Annotated in this window: 18 protein-coding genes and 1 pseudogene; 4 read left to right on the forward strand and 15 right to left on the reverse strand. The window is 70.1% G+C overall.

What is annotated here, in order from left to right; translation table 11 throughout:
- Positions 1–98: pseudogene (locus AB0C22_RS23750) on the forward strand (IS5/IS1182 family transposase); the annotation flags it as partial.
- An 895-nt stretch (positions 99–993) separates the two neighbouring features.
- Here the strand turns inward: AB0C22_RS23750 and AB0C22_RS23755 are convergent.
- The 13 genes from AB0C22_RS23755 to AB0C22_RS23815 form a co-directional block, all read right to left on the reverse strand.
- Positions 994–2,319 (reverse strand): MFS transporter, encoded by a 1,326-nt coding sequence (locus tag AB0C22_RS23755; RefSeq protein WP_357537057.1) that lies wholly within the window; start codon positions 2,317–2,319, stop codon positions 994–996.
- Between the two features lie 198 nt (positions 2,320–2,517).
- Positions 2,518–3,048, reverse strand: coding sequence for a MarR family winged helix-turn-helix transcriptional regulator (locus AB0C22_RS23760; RefSeq protein ID WP_357537059.1), 531 nt, complete (start codon positions 3,046–3,048; stop codon positions 2,518–2,520).
- Positions 3,049–3,188: 140 nt separating this feature from the next.
- Positions 3,189–4,274 carry a M23 family metallopeptidase gene (locus AB0C22_RS23765; RefSeq protein WP_357537061.1) on the reverse strand — a complete coding sequence of 362 codons (1,086 nt, stop codon included), beginning with the start codon at positions 4,272–4,274 and terminating at the stop codon, positions 3,189–3,191.
- Complete coding sequence (locus tag AB0C22_RS23770) at positions 4,271–4,762, reverse strand: hypothetical protein (RefSeq protein WP_357537063.1); 492 nt, start codon at positions 4,760–4,762, stop codon at positions 4,271–4,273. Before AB0C22_RS23770 ends, AB0C22_RS23765 begins: the two co-directional genes overlap by 4 nt.
- On the reverse strand, positions 4,759–4,983 hold the full coding sequence (locus tag AB0C22_RS23775) for a hypothetical protein (RefSeq protein ID WP_357537064.1): 225 nt from the start codon (positions 4,981–4,983) through the stop codon (positions 4,759–4,761). The genes AB0C22_RS23770 and AB0C22_RS23775 overlap by 4 nt, the downstream gene beginning before the upstream one ends.
- Positions 4,980–5,240 carry a hypothetical protein gene (locus tag AB0C22_RS23780; protein ID WP_357537067.1) on the reverse strand — a complete coding sequence of 87 codons (261 nt, stop codon included), beginning with the start codon at positions 5,238–5,240 and terminating at the stop codon, positions 4,980–4,982. Before AB0C22_RS23780 ends, AB0C22_RS23775 begins: the two co-directional genes overlap by 4 nt.
- On the reverse strand, positions 5,237–5,839 hold the full coding sequence (locus tag AB0C22_RS23785; protein WP_357537069.1) for a hypothetical protein: 603 nt from the start codon (positions 5,837–5,839) through the stop codon (positions 5,237–5,239). The genes AB0C22_RS23780 and AB0C22_RS23785 overlap by 4 nt, the downstream gene beginning before the upstream one ends.
- Complete coding sequence (locus AB0C22_RS23790; RefSeq protein ID WP_357537070.1) at positions 5,839–7,689, reverse strand: TraM recognition domain-containing protein; 1,851 nt, start codon at positions 7,687–7,689, stop codon at positions 5,839–5,841. Before AB0C22_RS23790 ends, AB0C22_RS23785 begins: the two co-directional genes overlap by 1 nt.
- Positions 7,689–9,044 (reverse strand): hypothetical protein, encoded by a 1,356-nt coding sequence (locus tag AB0C22_RS23795; protein WP_357537072.1) that lies wholly within the window; start codon positions 9,042–9,044, stop codon positions 7,689–7,691. The genes AB0C22_RS23790 and AB0C22_RS23795 overlap by 1 nt, the downstream gene beginning before the upstream one ends.
- 185 nt (positions 9,045–9,229) lie before the next feature.
- On the reverse strand, positions 9,230–10,699 hold the full coding sequence (locus tag AB0C22_RS23800) for an SCO6880 family protein (protein ID WP_357537074.1): 1,470 nt from the start codon (positions 10,697–10,699) through the stop codon (positions 9,230–9,232).
- Positions 10,700–10,715: 16 nt separating this feature from the next.
- Positions 10,716–12,470 carry a hypothetical protein gene (locus AB0C22_RS23805; protein WP_357537076.1) on the reverse strand — a complete coding sequence of 585 codons (1,755 nt, stop codon included), beginning with the start codon at positions 12,468–12,470 and terminating at the stop codon, positions 10,716–10,718.
- 283 nt (positions 12,471–12,753) lie between these two features.
- Positions 12,754–13,119, reverse strand: a complete 366-nt coding sequence (locus AB0C22_RS23810; RefSeq protein WP_357537078.1) for a hypothetical protein — start codon at positions 13,117–13,119, stop codon at positions 12,754–12,756.
- Positions 13,120–13,149: 30 nt separating this feature from the next.
- A complete protein-coding gene (locus AB0C22_RS23815; RefSeq protein ID WP_357537080.1) occupies positions 13,150–14,007 on the reverse strand; it encodes a hypothetical protein in 858 nt (285 codons plus the stop codon).
- Positions 14,008–14,409: 402 nt separating this feature from the next.
- Between AB0C22_RS23815 and AB0C22_RS23820 the strand changes: the two genes are divergently transcribed.
- Positions 14,410–14,838 carry a hypothetical protein gene (locus tag AB0C22_RS23820; RefSeq protein ID WP_357537082.1) on the forward strand — a complete coding sequence of 143 codons (429 nt, stop codon included), beginning with the start codon at positions 14,410–14,412 and terminating at the stop codon, positions 14,836–14,838.
- A gap of 90 nt (positions 14,839–14,928) precedes the next feature.
- Entirely contained in the window at positions 14,929–16,044 is a 1,116-nt protein-coding gene (locus tag AB0C22_RS23825; RefSeq protein ID WP_357537084.1) for a hypothetical protein, read from the forward strand.
- Between the two features lie 29 nt (positions 16,045–16,073).
- Here the strand turns inward: AB0C22_RS23825 and AB0C22_RS23830 are convergent, their stop codons facing one another.
- Complete coding sequence (locus AB0C22_RS23830) at positions 16,074–18,086, reverse strand: N-6 DNA methylase (RefSeq protein WP_357537086.1); 2,013 nt, start codon at positions 18,084–18,086, stop codon at positions 16,074–16,076.
- Between the two features lie 181 nt (positions 18,087–18,267).
- Here AB0C22_RS23830 and AB0C22_RS23835 point away from each other — a divergent pair, with 181 nt between their 5' ends.
- Positions 18,268–18,438, forward strand: a complete 171-nt coding sequence (locus AB0C22_RS23835; protein ID WP_357537088.1) for a hypothetical protein — start codon at positions 18,268–18,270, stop codon at positions 18,436–18,438.
- A 683-nt stretch (positions 18,439–19,121) separates the two neighbouring features.
- On the opposite strand, the gene AB0C22_RS23840 is transcribed toward AB0C22_RS23835, so the two are convergent.
- Positions 19,122–20,348 (reverse strand): protein kinase, encoded by a 1,227-nt coding sequence (locus tag AB0C22_RS23840; RefSeq protein WP_357537090.1) that lies wholly within the window; start codon positions 20,346–20,348, stop codon positions 19,122–19,124.
- Positions 20,349–20,478 lie beyond the last annotated feature (130 nt).

The following is a 20,478-nucleotide window of genomic DNA, read 5'->3' on the forward strand; positions in this document are numbered from 1 at the left end:
GGGATGACCTGCTGGCGCACGTTGCGGGACTGGAACGACGCAGACGTGTGGCAACGACTGCACGAGTGCCGCTGGACAAGCTGCGGGCCGCCGATCAGCACACCGGACGCCGCCGCTTACTCGACCCCTTGTTGTAGGGGGTCGCGGTGGGCCCCCTCACGCGTCAGAATCCTCGGCGTGGCGAGCAAATCTGGGGAACGCTATGGGCCCTTTTCAGTGCTGATCATCTTCACGGTTGGGCTGTTCATCGGCTGGGGGCTGTGGTTGTGCGGGTGGCCCCACCTCGGATTCCAGCGGCATGGCGCTCGGCGGGCGATGACCATCGCTCGGCGAGGATTCATACTCCTCGCGGCAGCCTGGTTGTGGGATTCTGCGCCAGGTGGTGCGGTGTCACATTGGTGCGGCTTGGCGGCGTTGGTGGTGTGTGGTGGTGCCGGGTGGATGACCTGGCTGGGTAGAGAACGCACAGACGCTACGCCGCAGGCCAGGCAGTCTTAGGTCGCGATCAATCCGGCCCAGGCGTGAGGTCATCTGCTGGCACCTCGTCGTGGCCACCCGGCGGTTGCTCCAGCTCCCGTAGGAACCTATCGACCTCTTCGCACCAGACACGCCGATCGCCGTGGGGCGATCCGGCGTGTTGGCTCTTGCCGCTCGGCATCCACCTGCCGTCGTGCGGCTGACGGTGGTCGCCTTCTCCGGCGGAGTAGGGAAACGCGCGTGGGGCTAGTCAACGACATCAACATGGACTTGCCAGAACCCGAGGTCTTCTTCGGTTCGGGTGGGTCGGGCCGAAGTCAGTGCCCCCGACGTTGCCGAACAAGTACATCAGCAACAGGGTCAGCGCCTGGTGGTCGATGTCGCCTGCGGCGGGAAAGCCGATGATCGTGGAATGCGCTGTCCCGACCTTACGCAGCAACGCGCCCAATCAATGTCGGCAGCCTCGATTGGCCGGCAGAACGCGACGAACAGGCCGCTGTACCAGGCGGTCCCATCTCAGTGCCGCAGCTGCCACGCAGCGAGGGCGGCCAGGGCCGGCAGGGCCGCAGTCGCGGCGAACGCGGCCGGCAGGCCCCACGGGGCCCAGAGCGCTGCGCAAGTCGCAGATCCGAGTGCACCGCCAAGGAAGAAGGTCAGGTTCACCAAGCCCAGGGCAGCACCACGCACACTGACATCGGTTACCTGGGAGATGGTGGTGGTCAGGGTCATCTGCGCCACCGCGAATGCCGCGAAGCCCGCGCTCGCGGCACCGACCAGTGTCACCGGCCGCCGGTCCACCGCCGCGAGCAGCACTGCGGCGCTGAACAGAGCTGCTACCGCCGCCAGCACCTGCTGCGACGGCAGACGGTGGCCTACCGCAGCGGCCAGACGAGCGACGACCACCCCCGCGACGGCCCCAGGTAGGAGCAGCAACCCCACAGTCTCCGCGGTGTGTCCAAGTCCGGTCAGTAGTTGCGGGACGGCGTAGACGGCCGCGAACAGGCCGCCGTACACCCCCGCGCCGACGAAGCCGCAGTGCCAGAAGCGCCGGTCACGGATCACCACCGCGGGGAGGAACCCTGTGCGATGCCGCTTGGTGTGGACGACGAGCAGCAACCCGGCAGCGCACGTTGCCGCCAGCAGGATGGGGATGACCGGACGGGCCATCGGAGCGGTCGTCGACTCCAGCACCAGCAGCAGCCCGGAGGCGACAAGCGCCAAGAGCAGCGCGCCCGTCCAGTCCACGTCACCCGACCCCTGCCGGCGCCCCGACCCAGCTAGGACCCAGCACATTGGAATTGCCGTCACCGACAGCGCTGGTAGGACCAGGGCGACGCGCCATCCGGCGACCAAGGCGAGTGACCCGGCGAGCGGTGCGGTGGCGGAGAACAGCGTCATCACCGTCCCGAGGTGGGTGAGCGCCCTCGGCCGGATGGTGGCTGGTGCCCCGGCGGCAAGGGCGAGCGCGGTAGCGGTCATCGCCCCGGAACCTGCGGCCAGCAGTGCCCGCCCGGCGATCACCACGAGCAGCGCGGGTGCGACGGCACAGACCGCCGTACCGATGACGAGGAGCCCCGCACCGACCGCGAGCACGCTGCGCGTGCCCCAGATGTCGGTGGCGCGGCCGGCGACCGCAGCGCCAACCCCGAGCCCCAGGGCGTGGATGGCCAGGATCCATACGGCTGCTGCCGGGTCGACGTGGAGGCCTTGGGCGGCGGCGGGCAACGCGACGGCGGCGGCGCTGACCCCGTAGACAGCCGGACCGTACAGGAGGCCGAGCCGCCAGCCGGCTGTCGGCGACGCAGGAAGTGACGGTGCGGTGGATCGTACGGTCGTGGTCACGGCGGACTCCTCGGCGAGCAGTGGGCATGCGGGCGCAGAGCGGCGGGCCGCGAAGGCGCCGACGAACGGCGACGGTCGCGGTCCTCCGTCCGCGCACCCGGCGGTGGAACGAGGTCGGTCGCCCCGGCTGAGCGACCGAGTAGAAGGCACTTCGTGCCCTGCGTGGTGATCGGATCGACGTCCCGAGGAGCGTCTGGATCAGCTCACCGGGGGTGTGTTGGCCGCGGTGCGTTGCTGGGAACGGACCGCTACCGTGCGCAGGACCCGTGCCAGGCTGTCCCCTGGGGGCAGGCCGGGCCCGCCGAACAGTCGGGCCTGTTCGGCGTCGACCCGATGCTGGATCTGACGCGCCAGATCCATGCCGGCCTGGGTGGGCCGCAGGATCACCCGGCGTCGGTCGTGTTCGTGAAGATCCCTGCGGACCAGACCGCGATCGACCAGGGTCACCAGGACGCTGGTGAGCGTGGCCTTGGCGATGCCGATCTCGGCGGCGGTGGTGCGGGTGTCCACCGCGCGGCGGGCGCAGACGAGCACGAGCACGTCGTAGGCGGTCCAGGTCATGCCGTCGGCGCGCAGCACGGTGCGTTCGAGCTGCGCGCGGATGGTGTTGGCCGCGCGTACCAGTTGGGCCAGTGGTCCCGGTCGTGGTGGTGGTCCTGGTGCCCTGTTGACCGGTGGTCGGTAGACGCCGGCGACCCGGCGGGGCCGCCGGTTGGTGTCGGCGCTCATCGCAGCCACCTCGGTCGGCGGATCGGCAGGCGTTGACGGCGGCGGCCGCCCCGGTCGCGCGGCGGTGGTTGCGGTACGGGTCGCTGTGGCTTCCCGGTCTCCTCACACATGTGTCCCCCGTGTTGTTGACGTCGAAAGGGTCAGGTCGTCTTGGTCCCCAATGGGGCGCCGCGCGTCGCCATGAACGGGACTGGGTCGACGGAGTTGCTGTTGTCCAGGTCGCAGCCGCCATCGGCGGTGCAGGCGTGTTCATGGGTTTGGAAGTGCAGGTGCGGGCCGGACGAGTGGCCGCTGGTGCCGACCAGGCCGATCGGCTGGCCAGCCTGCACGGTGTCGCCCTCGGCCACGTCCGGACGCCGGACCAGGTGGCAGTAGCGGGTGCCGTAGCCGTCGGCGTGGATCAGGTCGACGTACCAGCCACAGCCGCGGGTGTTTGGACTGCCGTTGATGTTGCAGTTGCCGGTGCTCGGGTCGCAGCCGGCCCAGATGACCCGGCCAGTCGCCGCAGCACGGATGACGGTGTTGCGCGGCACCGACAGGTCGACTCCGGCGTGCAGGCGTCCACCACGCGGCCCGTACCCGCTGCCGACCTCGGCCCGCAGGGGCGAGGTCCAGCCCGATGGCGCGACGGAGACCGGGCCGTCGCAGCGCGCGAGGCTCGCTCCGGGCAGTTCACCGATCGAGGCGACCCCGGCCACTGCGGCGACGACCTGTTCGGCCTCGTGCTCGAACTCGCCGTACCGGTCGGGGAAGGCGGACACCTGGACCCGCTGCGCGGCGACGGTCAACGGCAGTTGCTGCCATCCGTCGACCCGGAGCAGCTTGTCGTAGAACCTGGTCGCGGCGTATGCCGGGTCGAGGATCTGTACGGGGGTGCCCCATCCCTGGCTGGGTCGCTGCTGGAACAGCCCGAGCGAGTCACGGTCTCCGCCGCGAAGGTTCCGTAGGCGTGACTCGACCATCGCCGTGGCGACCGCGATGACCCAACCGCGAGCGGGCACTCCCCGCTGCTGGCCGACTGCCACGATCCGACCGGCGTTGGCGACCTGCTCCCCGGTCCAGCGACCCACGGCCTCGTGGGTGCCCACGGCACCGGCCGGCGTCGGCGACAGCCTCGTGAGGCACGCGGCGGCCGGGGCTTCGATCAGCACCGCCGCCAGCGGCAGGCCACACGTCAACGCCAGCAGCACCGCCACGACACCGACACCGATCCGTCGACCGTTCACCGTACGGTGGCCTCCTCGCGTACGCCCACAGTGGCGATCAACCACCGTCGGCCGTCACGCACGCAGACCACCCGCAGAACCTCGGTGTCGGTGGGGACGTCCACCGACGCATGGGTCGGGGTGGCCCCGATGACCTGACCGCGACCGGTGACCTTGGTGGCGGGGACGTTGGCCGGGTCGACCGTGGCGAGCATTGCTGCATAGGCGGGCACAGCACGTGGGCGCAGGGCGGCCAGCCAGTCGGAGGCGTTCAGCTGCGGACGTGCCCACCGGGCGACGAAGCCGACGGCAGCAGCCACCGCCTCCGGGTCTGCGTCGGCCGGGCCCGTCGGCCCAACTCCGTCTAAGTCAGTCGGCGAGGCGATCTGGGGCGCCATCGTGCCTGCGGGGGTCGGCGGGGTCGGCGGGGTCGGCGCGGCGCGGGTGCAGCCGACCAACATGAAGACGGCAAGCACCATCACGCTGCCGAGGGCGGGAGGTCGTGTCACGTCGCCTCCTTCGGCCGGTCCTCATCCGGGGCACCGAGCGCGGCGTTCACGCGCTGCCCGAGCAGACGTAGCTGGTGGTGCACGTCGACCAGCACGGCGTGCCGCTGTGCGGTCGGATGCCGGGTCGCGGTCTCGACGAGGACACCGATGTCACCGCGGAGCTGGGTGAGGTTGGCGCTGATCGAGTCCAGTGGTCCGTCGAACGAGGTCGCCGTGGTCACTCGTCGACGTCGCGGGTGTAGTCGCCGTCGAGGTACCCGTCGCTGGCCCAGTCCAGTTCCGTCTCCCGCCGCGTCAGCTCGTCCAGGTCCGTCCATTGCTGCCTCTCCTCCTGCTGGTCGACACGCCAGTTGTCGCGTGCCTCGTGGATGCCGGCGATGAAGTCGTCGAGGGTGTCGACCCCGGCGCGCAGTCCGGCCATCGCGGTCTCGAACCGGTGCCAGTCCCACACGCTGGTGACCTCGGCGGGTTGTGTCATTGGCTGGCCTCCTGTCGCGGGTTCGATTCGACCTCCGTGTGCCGTGCGTTCACGTCGTCATCGACTGCGCGCTCGGCTGCATCGGGCCAGGGCTGTGCCCACACGCTGTCCGGGTTGGCTGGGGTGTGCTGGCCGTGGCGGCAGCGGGTGGTGTCCCACTGCTGCCAGCGGTGCCGGGCACGGTGCAGGGCCTCGTGCCAGCGCAGCGGACCCTCGGGGTCGGCGCGCGGCGAGTAGGCGTGGTGCCAGGACACCGACAATGCCGTCAGCTCCTCGACCAGCGAAGGGTGCCCCGGCCAGCAGGGGCCGAGGTCCTGGGCGAGGCCGTAGCGGTCGACCAGCCAGGTCGTCCAAGCCGTCAGCCAGGTCCACAGGTCCCGGGCGTCGTCGCGGCTCAGGTCCCGCCAGCAGTAGCGGGCCGGCGTCCAACCGGTGGGGGCGTCGAGGGCGTCGACGCGTTCGCTCAGTGACACGTGCGCCTCGGCGAGCTGGTCCACCGCGGCGCGTACGGTGTCGATCAGTTCGGCCAGCTCGGCGACGGCGCGTTGCGGCGGTGACGCCTGCTCCGGTAGTTCGAACAGGAAGGTGCGATCGGACATCAGCGGGCTCCGTTCAGCCGGGCGGTAAAGGTGGCCTGGCCGAGGTGGAACCGGTCCGCATCCGGCCGTTCCCACCAGGCCGGTTGCACCACCTCGACCGGCGGCATGTTGCCCAGCAGCACCAGGGCGTGCCCGGTGGGCAGGTTGCGCAGCTCGGCGAGGTCGACGAGGTTCTCCCGCCGGGTGTTCTCCTGTACCGATGCCCGTCCACCGCCCCAGGACGCCGCAGATGACCGCTCCTGCACCTGCCCGAGCAGCGACTGCGCATCCTTGAGCGCCGACACGTCCTGGGTGCCGCCCATGACGAAGCGGGCGTTCGCGCCGTCGCGGAGGGCCTGGCCGCCGGCCCGTCCCCAGCGTTCCTCCAGTTGGTGGGTGTTCTGGCACGAGATCGACAGGGCGATGCCGGCGCCACCACCCTCGGAGGCCAGCGCAGGGAGCGAGGGCAGCGGCGCGATGTTGGTGATCTCATCGCCGACGAGGTACAGGCAGGGCTCCACCCGACCGCCCGGTGCCACGAACGACCGCTGCAGGGTGCGGTAGATGATGTCCTCAGCGACGGCGGCGAACAACGGTGCGATCAGTGCCTGCCCGCTGCGCGTCCCGACGAGGTAGAGCGTGCCGCACTCGTCCAGCCACTGCTCGACCCGGAACTGCTGACCGCGCGGCGGGGAGCAGGCGTGCAGGATGCGCGGGTTGCTGAATGGGTCGAGGGCGCCGAACACCACCGACTGGATGGCGTCGCGGCTGCGGCCGGTGGACTCCCGGTGGAAGGCGAGCCGGTCGGCCCACACCGTCTGCTGATGGTGGCGCAGGATCCGCTCGGCACGAGGATCGTTGGGGTTGGCAGCCCAGCTCGCCACGTCGGTCATCGTCGTGTGCTCGTCCAGGGCGGCGGCGTGTAGCAGACCACGGATGATGGCCGCGGCCTGGTCTTGGAAGTACTGGCCGTTCTCGACGTCGCCCTTGAGTCCGGCGCCGGCGGCGAAGCCCTTCGCGCGGAGCGCCGCGATGTCCGGATCCTCGGCGCCCTCGATCGGTGACCACCGTAACCGGGGCACCCCCGGCACCTGGCCCTGCGGCTCGAAAATCCAGGTCGGGCCGATCTCGGCCCGCAGCTCGTAGGTGGCCGCGGCGACGTCGAGGCGGGTGGAGGTGGAGATGACCGCGCCACGGGCGTCGGCCACCCGGGGAATCATGTAGCGGGAGGTCTTGTTCGCGAACCGGGCCGCCCCGGCGAGCAGTTCGGTGTACTCGTTGGCGAGGTACAGCGGCTCACCGGTGAGCGCATCGTTGCCGAGGAATCGGGCCACCTCCAACGGGTCCACGCGGCGAAGGGTCTTCGCCCGTACGGTCTCGGGCTGGTCGTCGTCGCGGAGGGTCAGGCCCGGCCGCAGGACGTCCACCCGGCGCAGTACCGCGTCGGCGGTCACCAACCGGTCGAGGTCTCTGCGGCGGGCGAAGCCCCGGCGGCGTATCCGTTGCCGTGCCAGGCGCAGTGTGGGCGCGGCAACGCCGACCATGGCGGCGGTGGACAGGACGATCCACAGCCCGTACAGCACCGGTGTAGGCGGCAGGGCGTCCCGGGCCGCGGGCGGCCACGCCTGCGCGGGGTCGCCCGGGTGGGCGACGATTCGCACGGCGATGCCCGGCGCGTCGGCGGGGGTGCTGTCCGGCCAGGTCGCGTGGGTGAGGAGCCCACCGAACTGCCCGGCCAGCCACAGCGTGACGGCGCCCAGCAGGACGAACAGTCCGGTGATGCCCAGCAACGCGAGCCGAGCCACGATGTCGGCACGAGCCACTCCCCGCCGGGGCAGCCGGTGGCCGGGAGACATGAGCGAGCCGCCCATCACCGCACCTGCCCCACCGAGGCGGCCAGCTCTCCGCGACCGCGCCCAGGTTCCTGCCGCATTCGGCTGTCGGTGTCCACCATGTCGCGTTCGACCGAAGAGAGTTGGTGTTTGACGACGTACGAGCGCAGCCCCACCTTCCACAGCCCCACGCCCCGACGGAGGTGCAGGAGCAGGTCGGTCTCCACGTCGGTCGTGCCCAGGAACTCGCGGGCCACGTCGAGGGAGCCCTGCGCCTGCCGGTACGAGACCCGCACCCCGGTGTCCTCGATGAGCCCCCGGGCGATGCGTACCTGCTCGGAGTCGGCACCACCGCTGGCCGCGAGGTCGGAGAACCGGTGGAACGCCAGGATGTTCGCCGTGCCGAGCGCCCGGGCCAGCTTCACCTGTTCCCGCATCCGCCGCATCAGACCCAGATGTCGACTGACCAAAGCGAACTCGTCGTACAGGCACACCCGTGGGGGTGTGTCGGGGCGGGTCAGCTCCGCCTCCAGCCACGACTGGGCGCAGGTCATCGCCATCGCCGTCATCTGGTCCGAGGCGCGGACCGCCCGGAGGTCCAGGATCGCGCCCGGTTGGTCGAAGTCCACCGACAGCGTCGCTGCGTCGGGCGCGTCGAAGATCCCACCGAGCACACCGGTGATCAGCCGCTCCAGGGCCAACCGCACCCGGCGGCTGTCGGCGGTGAACTGGTCGAGGTCGTAGTGCACTCCGGCAAGCCGGTGTGCCCACCGCTGCGGGTCGCCCATCGCCGCCAGCACCCGGGACAGGGTCGGGGTCGGCTGCCGGTGCGAGCTCGTGCCGTCATCGCTCCGCGTCACCGCGTCGAGCGAGTACTCGACCAGGGACCGTTCCGCCTCGGTCAGCGGACCACCGAGTTGGATCTCCAACAGTCCTTCCAGCAGCAGGAGCCGACGGGCCCGCTGAATCTGCAACCACTCCGCCTCACCCTGCCCCGGCAGCCGGCGGATGCCCGCCAGCGGGTTCATGACCACCCCCGAGCCGGGACCGACCCGGACCGGCCGGATGCCCGCCACCGTGGCGAGGGTGTCGTACTCGCCCTTGACGTCGACGATGTAGAACCGGACCCCGAACGGGATACCGCGGAACGCGATGGTCTTGAGCAGCGACGACTTCGCGCTGCCGATCTCCCCGGTGACCACCATGTTCGGGGCGCTGAGCTGCCCCGCCCGGTACAGCTCGTGGATGGAGAAGACGAACGCGGCCCGGGAGTAGACCTCCTGCCCGATCAGCGGCCCGTCCACTCCCAGCCCCGGGTCGGCCACGAACGGGAAGACGCTGCACAGCTGCGCGCTCGTGGTGACCAGCGGTGGGAGACGCAGCCGCCAGAACACCCTCCCGGCGGCCCGACCGTAGGCGCCTCGCCCGTCGACAGGTGGCGGCCCCAGCAGCCGTTCCGACAGTCTCCGTGTCGTGCGCTGCTCACGGTCTAGCACCGTCTGGGCCGTCGCGAGGTCCCGCCGACCAGCGGCCTGCGCGAGGCGTTGCGACCACGACCCTTCCCGTTCCACCCGGGGTGTCACGCGAACCACCCCCGCAGCGGCTTCAGGCCACGCGCCAGCGGCAACGCTCCGGCGACGAACGCCTGGTCCTGTTCTCCATAGAGGACGACCGTCTGACATCCACACCGACCCAGCACCCGCCGGACGGCTCGTACGTCGTGGCGCAGCCGCTCCGCGCTGTCCGCGGTGACGGTCACCAGGGTCGCGTACCGGTAGCGGACGTGACCTGCGGCCTGCTCCCGATCGACCTGCTCGACCGCCCGGGCCTCCTCGTCCTCCCGCGCCGTCCGCACCAGCCGCATCCGCCGTTTCGTGACCTCGTCACCGGCGCGGGCGACCTTGTCCCGTCGCGTCGCCAACTGCGCGAGCTGCGCCGGCACCGGCTCCGCGACGGTGGTCACCGCCCGCCGGCCGACCGTGCGGGTGAACAGCGGCGTCATCCACGTCATCGGGACCGGTTGGCGGGGCATCTCGTACACCCACAGGGTCTGCGAGTATCCGGAGTCGTGGCGGTACGACGACCACCCGACCGCCTGCGCGGCGATCGGTCCTGCCGTGTGCGGTGCGACCTCCGCCTCGGTGTCGTCGGGATCGAACTGGCCGCGTAACACCGCCGCGTACGTTCGGGGTGTCAGCCAGCCGTTGGTCTCGATCCCGGCTTCGCGAACGGCGGCGCGGATGCCGGGCAGCCGGTCCAGCACGACGGTGGCGATCGCCGCATCCGTCCCGCCCGCGTCCGAGACCTCGGCCGACAGCTTCCTGATGTCGAAGACGACCGTCAGGAACACCTCGTGCCGTTGCGCTCCCGGAGCCGCCGCCGCAGTCAACTCCGCCAGCGACCGGTACGCCGACGTGTCGGTGCCCGTGCCCTGGCGTGCCAGGAACCGCTGTGCCCGGTTGCTGACGTCCGGTACCGCCCTGGCCGTCAGTGACCAGCGTGCCAGACCGCTGTCGGCATACTCGGTGCCCAGCAGATTCAACACGTCGGCCCACGACGTCAGCCGTTGGTGCTGCACGGAGGTGTCCGCGAGGACGAGGTTGCCGCCCGCGCAGGCCAGCGCGGCGGTCACGGTGCCTTCCCGCCGATGGTGCAGCAGCCCTACCTCGGTCAACCCGTCCGCCGCCACCGCCGGCAACCACCGGTAGCCGGCGGCCGGACCGGGCAGTTGCAGGTGCTGCGTGCCCGGGGCGGCGGTGAGCACCCCGCCGCGGTACCGGTCCTGCCGGGTTGCTCGTTGCAGCAGCGCCCCGATGACGATGGGAGTCCATTCGGTGAGTCGGCGACCCCGGACCCGCAGCAGCCCCCATGTCAGCAGCAGCACCGCGGCCGACAGCAGGCCGGTCGCCGCACCCGGCCGCCCCACCGCCAACAGGTTCGCGGCGACGACCAGGCAGATCACGCCGGCCACCGCGGTGCCGATCTGACCCCAGCTGAAGCCGAGAATCGAGCCGCGGGTGGTACGCGGCGGGAAGTGGAACTGCGTCATGTCGTCCTCTCCTCGTCTACACCGGCACGATCGGGATCTCGGCGGCTCCACCGGCCGCAGCGGCACCGCCAGCTCCGCCCGATGCCCCGGTGCCACCCGAAGGTTCGCCGCCGGCCGATCCACGGGCACCGGCAGCACCGGGACCGGTCTCCGGGGGCAGCGCGGGATCGGCCGGGCTCGGCGCACCGACCGGTTTGCCCGTCGGCGGCCCGCCCTCGGCCGGGGTGTCGTCACCGCCCGCCCCGGTGGCTATCGCTGGTCCTGAGGGGGGTGCCTGCGGTGTCAGCGGCAGCGCGCCCTGTTGACCCGTGGTGTCCCCCGGCAGGGTGAGTTGGCCCTGCACCATGTCCCCCTGGGCGGTACGGGCGTCCCGTTCCACTCCGTTGGCTTCGTCGGCGTTCTCACCGCCTCTGCGGTCGGCAGCCACGTCGGTAGCGGGGTCACCGAACTGATCGCTGTCGCCAGAGCCATGTATCGCCTCCACCGCCTCGGCGGTCGTGCCGGCACTCTTTCCGACCAGGCCGGAGCCGTCACCCGGGCTGGCCGGGATGGCGTCGGAGTTGCCCTGCATCAGCGATGTCGCGTCCACGTCCCCACCACTGATCGGATCGGACAGGCGGCGCGCGGCGGCATCCATTCCCACCGCAGCGGCGGTCGACGTCAGGAATCCCCGGGCGTCGACGTCGGCGAGGTAGCCGTCCCACATACTCGTCAACCGCAGCAGAATCCATGGTGCGAGCACCATCAGGACGATGATGAACAGCCCTCGTAGCACGTTGAGGACGTTGTCGCTCTCGTACGCGGTGCGGGTGCCGTAGATCCACAACGCGGCGATGAAGAACTTCGAGCTGGCGAGGGCGTTGCAGGTCCAGAACCACTTTCGTCCCCACGAGCGCGTCTCGGCCATCACCTGCCCCGTCATTGCCATCGCCCCGAACAGGGCCGCCCCGGCGGCCAGGAGCGACCGGAACAGCAGCATCACGAACACGAGCACCAGGCCGATCACCCCGATGACGGCCACCAGAAAGGCGAGCAGAACGGTGCCGGTGTCGAGGGTGAGCGCGGTGAGCGCGTCCACCCATATCCCGGGCTGCCAGTCCCGCTGCTGATTTCGGTCGATCAACGCGATCGTCGCCTCGTCCCACGCCGCCATGAGCAGGTAGGCGATGCCGCCGGCGAAGGCGATGCCGAACATGGCCCGGACCAGCCCACCCAGCGTGGACAGCGGCCCCGGCCCACCGATCCGAAGGCCGTTGATGGCGGTCGAGATGACGAACACCAGCAGCACCATGACGATCAGGACGCCGCTGATGTCGTTGTAGACGCCGTAGAACGGCTCGTCCACGGCGGTCGTGGACTGCTCGAACACGATCTCGGCAAGCTTGCCCAGCGCCCAGGCGAAGCCGGCGACCGCGACGTCGGCCAGCCCCTCGAAGCCGCTCCGGGCGGCCCCCTTGACCTGAGTGCCCACCTGACAGGCCACATCCAGCACCTGGCAGCCCTGCGTCGCCTGCAACGACGAGTACGGCAGCAGCGACGTCCTCAGCGACTCGCAGCGATCCCGCTTCGCCAGCCAACGCACGACATTCGCCTCGTCCTCCGTTGCGCGCGCGGTGAACCGTTCACAGCGCACCGGCTGCTCGCCGGACGCCGGTATCACCTCGTCGAGCACGGACGGAGTTCCGTCGGGGGGCGGTGACTGCACCGTCATCGACACCGCATCGCAACGCTCCCGGTCGACCACGGTGGTGGCCGTGCTGCAGGTGGTCACCCAGCCATCGCCGGCCTGCCACCGCGCCCACGGCAGGCACCAACCCACCTGCGGCAGCGTCTCGGCTTCCCTGGGACCGCCGGGCTGTCCGCCTTCGGGTGCCGGACACGGCACCACCGGTGAGGCCGGCACCGAAGTCGGGGCGGCCACCGCCTGTCCCGGGACGAGGAGCGGGCCGATGAGCAGTATCGCCATCGCCGCAATGCCTGCCACGAACCGCAAACGCACGGTCGTCACCGCGCCGCTCGTCAGCTCGAACGTCCTCCCCTCCATGCCCGCAGCCCTAGATCTCGGAAAGCAGGAACGCGATGATGGAGGTGGCGGAGCCGACCACGATCGCCACGAGCCCGGCCTTCCACATCATCGACTTGCCGCGGTCACTGATGATGTGCGCGCCAAAGATCGGCCCGATACCGAACGCGATCGCGCCGGCGGCAAGCCCTGCCACCGCAGACACCACCCCGAGGAAGAGCGCGGCGTTGGCCAACTTGTAGAACAGGTCGGACCGTGGCACCGCCGCCGGGTCCGGACTGATCCGGCTGAAGTCGAAGCCCTCACCGGACGGCGTAGGCGTGGGTGATGGCGCAAGCAGCGCCGTCATCACCGGCGCCCGGACGGTCATTGCGGCTGCCAGCCAATGCACCAGCATCGTTAGTCCTCCCCGTGGGAATGCGACAGATCAGGTCAAGGAAGCGCCCGACGAGTCGGCGACGACCGGGCACCGGTCGATCACCATCGCCGCCACCTCGGTCAACGCCGACCGGGTGGCCTTGCTCAATGAGCGGGGATCGAGTGCGTCCGGACGCGCAAGCACCGGGTCGTACGGCACCCGCACCAGGTCGATTCCGGCCCGCTTCGCCAACTGTTCGACCGCCCGCACCTCCCGGGCGGTGCTCGGCGAGGTCGCCATGACCACCACCAGCGCGCCATCGGTCACCCGTTCCACACCCGCCGCCCGCATATGGGCCAGCAGCCGCAGGGTGTGCTGCACGGCGTCCACCGTTGCCCGGGACACCAGGACAGGCACCGTCGCCCAGCTCAGGACTCGCCAGGTCGGCGCGGTATCCGCGGTGGGCAGATCCAGCAGCATCAGCTTCGACGTCATGCGGAGATGACCGATCACGCCGAGCAGCTCCGGCCAGTTCGGCGGCCGCCGCTGCGTGGTCAGCCTGCTCTCCCCCACTAGCACCCGCAGTCCGGTTGGACCGCCCTGCATCAGGCGCTCCGCGACCCCCCTGTCGGCCAGCGCTGTCCCGGCAAGTACGGCGTCCCACACGGTTGCGGGGCTGCGCCGTACCACCCGATGCTCCACGCCGCCCCAGGCGCGAACGGTCGCATCAACAGCCACCACCGGCCCAGGCACCGCAAGCGCCAGCAACCCACCGAGCGCCACCACAAGCGTGGAGCGCCCCACCCCGCCGTCGGCCGATGAGACGCTGACCAGCGGGCAGCCAGCCTGCAGGGAAGCCGCCCTGCTCCACAGCGCTTCTACTCGAGTGCCCGCACCGAATTCACGCGGGATTTCGCGAGCACTCACGATGGACTCACCTCACCTCATAGCGGATTGGTCATGGCCACGACCTCGTCGGGATGGGGCCGCTCACCCAACGAACGCAGCACGACCCCGCCCTCAAGGCGTGCTGCGTGGCACCGGCCGGTCGACTTGGCTCGACGCGACCGGCCCCCGTTGCCCGCCCCGACGTGGACGCCGTCCGGGCGAGCGGCCCCGGGAGCAACACCCCCCTCGGGTGCCGCCTCCCGTGGATCGGACGTGGCCTGGATAGGGTCAGTCCGATCCGCTACGCTCCAACCAACTACACTTCACTTTGAAGCGAACCGCAGTTGCCGGAGCGACAACGCGATCTAAACACGCGTCTTAGTAGGGCGTCAACTACAGTCCGCGATTCAGCCAACTGTAGTTGGAAGTGGGAAGGGCGCCATGACCGACAACCCAGCCGACCAGGCAGAGGACCACGCCTCCGCACTGATCCAGACAAGACTCCGCAGCCTCTTCGAGGGCAGCCAGGATGGCCGCGCCCCCTACACCGAGGCCGAGGTCGCGCGGGCGCTCACCCAGGCAGGTCACCGCATCACCGCCGAAGGCATCCGCAACCTGCTGCGCGCTCCACGGATCAACCCGAAGGCATCCACGCTCCGCGCCCTAGCCCAGTTCTTCGACGTTCCCGCCGGCTACCTCCTCGGCGACCAGGAAGAACCCGAAGAGCACAGCCGCCGGGTACGGGTCATGGCCCGTTCCATCACCAAGCTCTCCCCCGCAGCACAGGAGGGGATCGCCACCATCATCGACAACCTGCTCCGCGTGGAGGAGGCAGCTCGCGAAGGCCGCCAGGCCACCCGGGACCGATAACCACAGCAGCAGCGCCGGCGGGTTGCCGGCCACCTGGAGTACCTGCAATGATCGGCGAGTGATCGAGAGAATTGAGTCCATCGACCGCCGATGAGCGCAACCGCCGAGCCTGGATCGCTCGGACTCCAGTTGCCCCTTTTTGATCATGCGTTGCGATGGCATCGCGAGGACCCCGATTCACCCCTTCCTCGTGACGGCGATCCCTATCCGGATGACGGACAGCATCGCGGGCGGAAACCTCGTCCCCGAGAGCCGAAGGATCCGCGTCGGCGTGGCGCTGCGGTCGCCGCCGTCTTGGACGCGCACTTCGCCGAGCCGTCCGCCGTTCCGAACGAGCTTGCCACGGCCTTCCATGACCTCTATGTTCCGATCCATCCCAACGAACACATCGCGGCTGCCGCCTGCCGGGCGGACACCGAACGAGTTCGGACAACCGGTCGCTGGCTCGTCCGGCACGCCACCGATCGATGTGCGGCAACTGTCGGTCTGGCTTTGCTGGCGACCCTCGGGGATGACGACGACATCACGCTGATCAAGACGCTCGGCTTGCTGTCACGCCAGTTTGGTCCGCTGGCCGTCCACGCCCTGGAACGCCGATGGTGCTGTGGTGGCTCAGACGCCCTGCTGTGGCTGGCCGACCGGGTCACGGGCTGGGGCCGGGTATATGTCGTGGAGTCCCTGTGCAAGATGGGCAGTTCGAGGGCCCGGCCCTGGCTGCTCCGGCGGGCATGTGATGGCGACTGTCTCAACCGCTACTTTGCGGGAGAGGTCGCCACCGCCGCACATCTGCACGAGGCGATCACTGCAGTAGATCCGGACAGCGAGTTGGTCGATCACACCGGCCTGCTGTTGACCATCATGGCTGACAGCGCTGGCATGGGCATGACACTCGATCACTATCCGCCCGCTCCCGTCGTCATCGCGGCCCATGCTGAACACGCGGGTCGCTTGGAGCCGACGGTGGGGCGCTTCGTCATGGCCGCGCAACTGGCTGGGTATCTGCGCCAGCCAACGGTGCGGCTGTCGTGGTCCAACGGTCGACGGGAACAGGTCCTGGACAACTACCTTTCCCTACTTGATCGGGAGGACTGGTGTGCGGTCGCCCGCGCTGGGCTGGCCGCCGGTGACCAGCGGATCACCTGGCTCGCCGAGGCGCTGGCACCGGAACTCGGGCTGCGAGCATTCACCGAAGGCAGCACAGGCTAAATAGCGTCCCGGAGACCGACAGGGGCCACTCAGGGCGTGATAGCGAGAGCGCCCGAGGTGAGTCCATCGCTGATGTCACGGGCCAGGGCGTTCCCCGCTGCAGCGACCCGACCGAGTCCGGTACGGAACTCGGCAAGCCGCTGGAAGGCCTCCCCGTACGCTCGCTGCTGCTCCAGCGGCACCACGGGGATGGCGAGTCGTCGGATGTCGATGCGCAGCGCTCCGCTGCCGCTGCTGGAGGCCCGGCCGGCGACCCTGACGTTGTCGGTGCGGGAGAGGACCCCGGCGACGAACCACGGGTCGAACAGATTCTTGTCCACGCGCAGCAGTTGCACACCCGGCGCGAGTTCGGCACCGACCTGCTCCGGGGTAGCCACCTGAGCGACGATCTCACGACCGATGACCGGGATGAGGATGTCGCTGTCCTCCACCCGTGGACCGGCATCCTCGGTCGCGGCGTGGGTGGCCGTACCGGTCGCCGGCCGGCCGGCCAGGACATCGCTGGAAGTGAGAACGGGACGGTCGGTGCCCGTGCTACTAGCCCGGCTTCGGGTCACCGCCCGGTGCACGGCGACGCTGCCCGCCCGGATCAGGTCGGCGACTTCGGCGTGGGATGCGGCGCGGAGGGCTTCGGCTGTTGACTCCCGCACCGGCGGGAGGCTGCGGCGGACGTCGTCGATGAGCCGGCCGAAGTCGTCGATCGTGGCGAGGATAAGGGCCGGGTCAAGGGAGTCCTCGGCGGCGTGCGGCAGGTAGCGCTGCGGTGTCAGGTCCACCTGGTCGTTGAGCACGTCGATGGCGTCCACGGCGCGATGCACCCCGGGTGCTTCGGTGAGGTCGCCGGACAGGTGGCTGCGCCACGCCGTGCCGATGGTTTCGGCGAGGGTGTGGTCCTTCGGCATGGCGGTGGCATCGACGACCAGCAGCTCCGGGGTGGCGGGTGCCTGTCGTTGGTCGGGTTGGCGCAGAACCCAGACGTGCAGGCCGATGCCGGTCGGTGGCATGAGGCCGACGGGCAGGGCGATGACCGCGCGCAGGGCGCCCCGGCGGACGAGTTCAGCACGGATACGCCGGCCGGCGGGACGCAGGGCGGTGGCCGGGGGCATGAGGACGACGGCGGTGCCCCCGGGAGAGAGATGGGCCAGGGCGTGCTGCACCCAGGCGAGTTCGGGTTCGGTACGCGGGGGTAGGCCGAAGGCCCAGCGCGGGTCGTAGGTGAGGCGGTCGTGTCCCCAGTCGTGGATACCGAACGGGAAGTTCGCCACGACGACGTCGGCCCGCAGGTCGGGCAGGGCGTCGGCGAGGAGGCTGTCGCCCACGTGCACGACCGGCGGAGCCGCCTCCTGCCCGGCGCGTCGGGCCCGCAGGTGCACGAACCACAGGCGCAGCAGGGTGATCAGTGCGTACTTGGGGTTGATCTCCTGGGCGTAGCAGTGCGTCAGGGTGCCCCGCTGCAGTGCCTGGTCGGCTGCCATCCGCAGGATCGAGCCGGTGCCGCTGGTGAAGTCGAACGTGCACGCGCCGGAGCCGGCGAGCGCCAGCATCACCTCAGCGACGGTGTCTGGGGTGCCGGCGAGGCCGGACATCGAGTGCGCCGACGTGACGTACTGGTGGTGCAGGTATTCGAAGGCGGTCTCCGCGTTCTGCTCGCGACCGAGTTCGTCGACGGTACGCAGCACGGCGGTGAGCTGCGGGGTCCACTGCTTCGGCAGCATCCGGCCGACCATGTCGGCCAGCCGGGCGTCGAGGGCACTCAGGCGGGTGACGAGCTGCTTCGGGGTCAACAGGCCCTCGCTGGCGGCAGGAGTCTGATCCACACCAGCGAGCAGGTAGGCGCCGGCGATGCCAAGCGCTTCGGTCATCTGCGCCGCTGGCTGGTAGCTCTCGATGTGCCGCCAGGCCCACTGCTCGGTGGCCGCCTGATGCAGCTTGCCGTGGCGACGCAGCCACTGCTCGGTCTCGTGTGCGTCGAAGAACGGGCTGGTCGGAGTGCCACCCACCGGCGTGGGGAAGTCGGTGTAACGCCGGCGCCAGTTACTCACTGCGGCTCTGCCGACGTTGGCCAGTCGCGCGATGCCACTGGCAGTCAGGGTCGCCGCTCCGAGGGCCGTGTTCCGCTCCACTGTCACACGTGAACACTAGCATGAGATCGGATGTTGTGTACTCCGTTCACAGGCGCTACTGTTTCGGCGTCCCGTTCCATCGACCTCCGAGGAGGACCTCATGCCACGCCGTGGACACAGCACGACCATCGGCAAGTTCGCCAAGCTCCACCGGGACCGTCGGGTCTCCGAGATCCGCATGTTCGGGGCACTGCTCCGAGCGGAGCAGCGGTCGACGGCCATTCAGGACCTGAACATGCTCGACGTACGTCAGGCCGAGATCACCCGCTGACTGATCCGCACCATCCACCACAACCGAAGGAGGACCATGAACACCCTTGCTCGCAGCCACGCCCACGTCGACCACGACGTTCCCGCCGGTCGGGTACCTGCACGACGGCGCGTTGCGGTACCGGCCCAGCGTCCGCGCCGTCCCGGCGGATGCGTACGCCGCAGTACGCCTTGACCCTGCCCTGGGCGCCGCCATCGCGGCGGCGTACGTGGCAGCGCCGAGCCGGGACGAGCGGGCCTATCCCTCGTACGCCAGGTTCTGCCAGGAGACCGTGCGGCAATACCACTTCCTGATAGGTCGCGTCGAGTTCGGCGGCCTGGGCGTGGCGGCGCGCATCGTCGACGAGGACCCCTACCAGAGCGTCGAGTCCATGGTCGACGATATGCGGGAGCGCCGGCTGAAGGTATGGGCCAGCGCGGCCAGCGGTAACGCGCACCCCTATCTCAGCGACGGCGAGAACGACATGTTCCGCGCGGTGCACGACGCGTTCGGGCATGCCGCCAGTGGCCGTGGTTTCGACCGCCACGGCGAGGAAGCCGCCTGGTGGAAACACAGCCGGATGTACTCACCGCTCGCGCGGCGCGCGCTCACCACGGAGACCCGTGGGCAGAACTGCGCGTTGATCTTCCACTACGGCAGCGGCCGGTTCCCGGAGCAGAAGGCGGTGCTGCTCCCCCGGGCGTTCAGCGACCCACGCTCGGTACGGATCGAGAGCGGGGAGACGACGCCGACGTTTCCTCCAGGGCTTCGATCTCCTGACGTAGCTGCTGCACACTCGGGTGTCCGGCACCGACCAACCGGGTCTGGTCACGCAGTAGGTCGTTGAGCTGGCGTAGTGCCCGCCCGTGCTCACCGAGTAAGTCATGAGCACGGGCGGTCTTCAGGCGGAAGCCGAACACCGCGGGGTGGTCGTCGCCGTGACGTTGCACATGGTGCTCGACGAGGCTCCGCCACAGACGTGCCGCAGCCCGGAACTCGCCGGCGGCGAACAGTTGGTCCGCCTGCCGCGCCACCTGCTCCGGGTCGAGCACCGATGATGGGACCGGACTCGCGACGCGGTGGGCGGGCTGCGGGGTCCCGCCGACGACCGCGGCGTACCCCTGCACAGCACCGACACCGTCGCTGACCACCCCCGGCAGCGCCGGCCGAGCCATGGCCAGCGGTGCCAACGCGGCATACACCTCGCTGGCATCGGCCGGCCGGTCCTCGCGCCGATGGGCGAGCAGCGAGTCGACGAGTTCGCCGAGGACGGCCGGAATCTCGGGACGCAGCTCAGCCGCGCGGGGCGGCGGGTCGTCCAGCTGGTGCCGCAGCGTGGTGGTGGTCGTATCGCCGTCGAACGGCACTTGAGCGGTGAGAAGGTGATACAGCGTGCCGCCCAGGCCGTACAGGTCGGTGCGGTGGTCGGTGGGCTCGCCGAGGATCTGCTCAGGGGCCATGTAGCCGACGGTGCCGAGGCTCTGCCCCGTCTCGGTGATCCGCGAGTAGCGGTCGTCGTCGCGCATGACGGCCAGGCCGAAGTCCAGCACCTTCACGGCACCTCTCGGGTCCAGCATGATGTTGCTGGGCTTGATGTCCCTGTGCACCAGGCCGATCTGTCGGGCGGCGAGCAGGACGCTGCTGATCTGTGCACCGATGGCGGCCACCCAGCCGATCGGCACCGGGTGTTGCTCGTCGACCAGGGTCGACAGCGTGATCCCGTCGATCTTCTCCAGGACGACGTACGGCCGGCCGTCGTGCTCGTCGAGGTCGTAGACGGCGGGCACGCCGGGGTGGTCGAGCCGGGCGGTCAGGAGCGCCTCCCGCCGAAACCGACGGATCAGCTCCACGTCGAGCAGCGCGGGTTGGACGAACTTCACGATGACGTCGCGCTCAAGTCGGGTGTCCCGCGCCACCCAGACCTCACCCATCCCACTGCCCGGCAGGGGATAGCGGCCCAACACATACCGATTCCTGAGACGTTTCCCCGTCAGCACGGCGCTGAGCTTAGCCATGGTGACCGCCCTTGGGACCACGGGAGTGTCGGTGAACCGACAGCAC

It is taken from the genome of Micromonospora sp. NPDC048894 (genome assembly GCF_040649765.1).
In the GTDB taxonomy this organism is placed as follows: Bacteria; Actinomycetota; Actinomycetes; order Mycobacteriales; family Micromonosporaceae; genus Micromonospora; species Micromonospora antibiotica.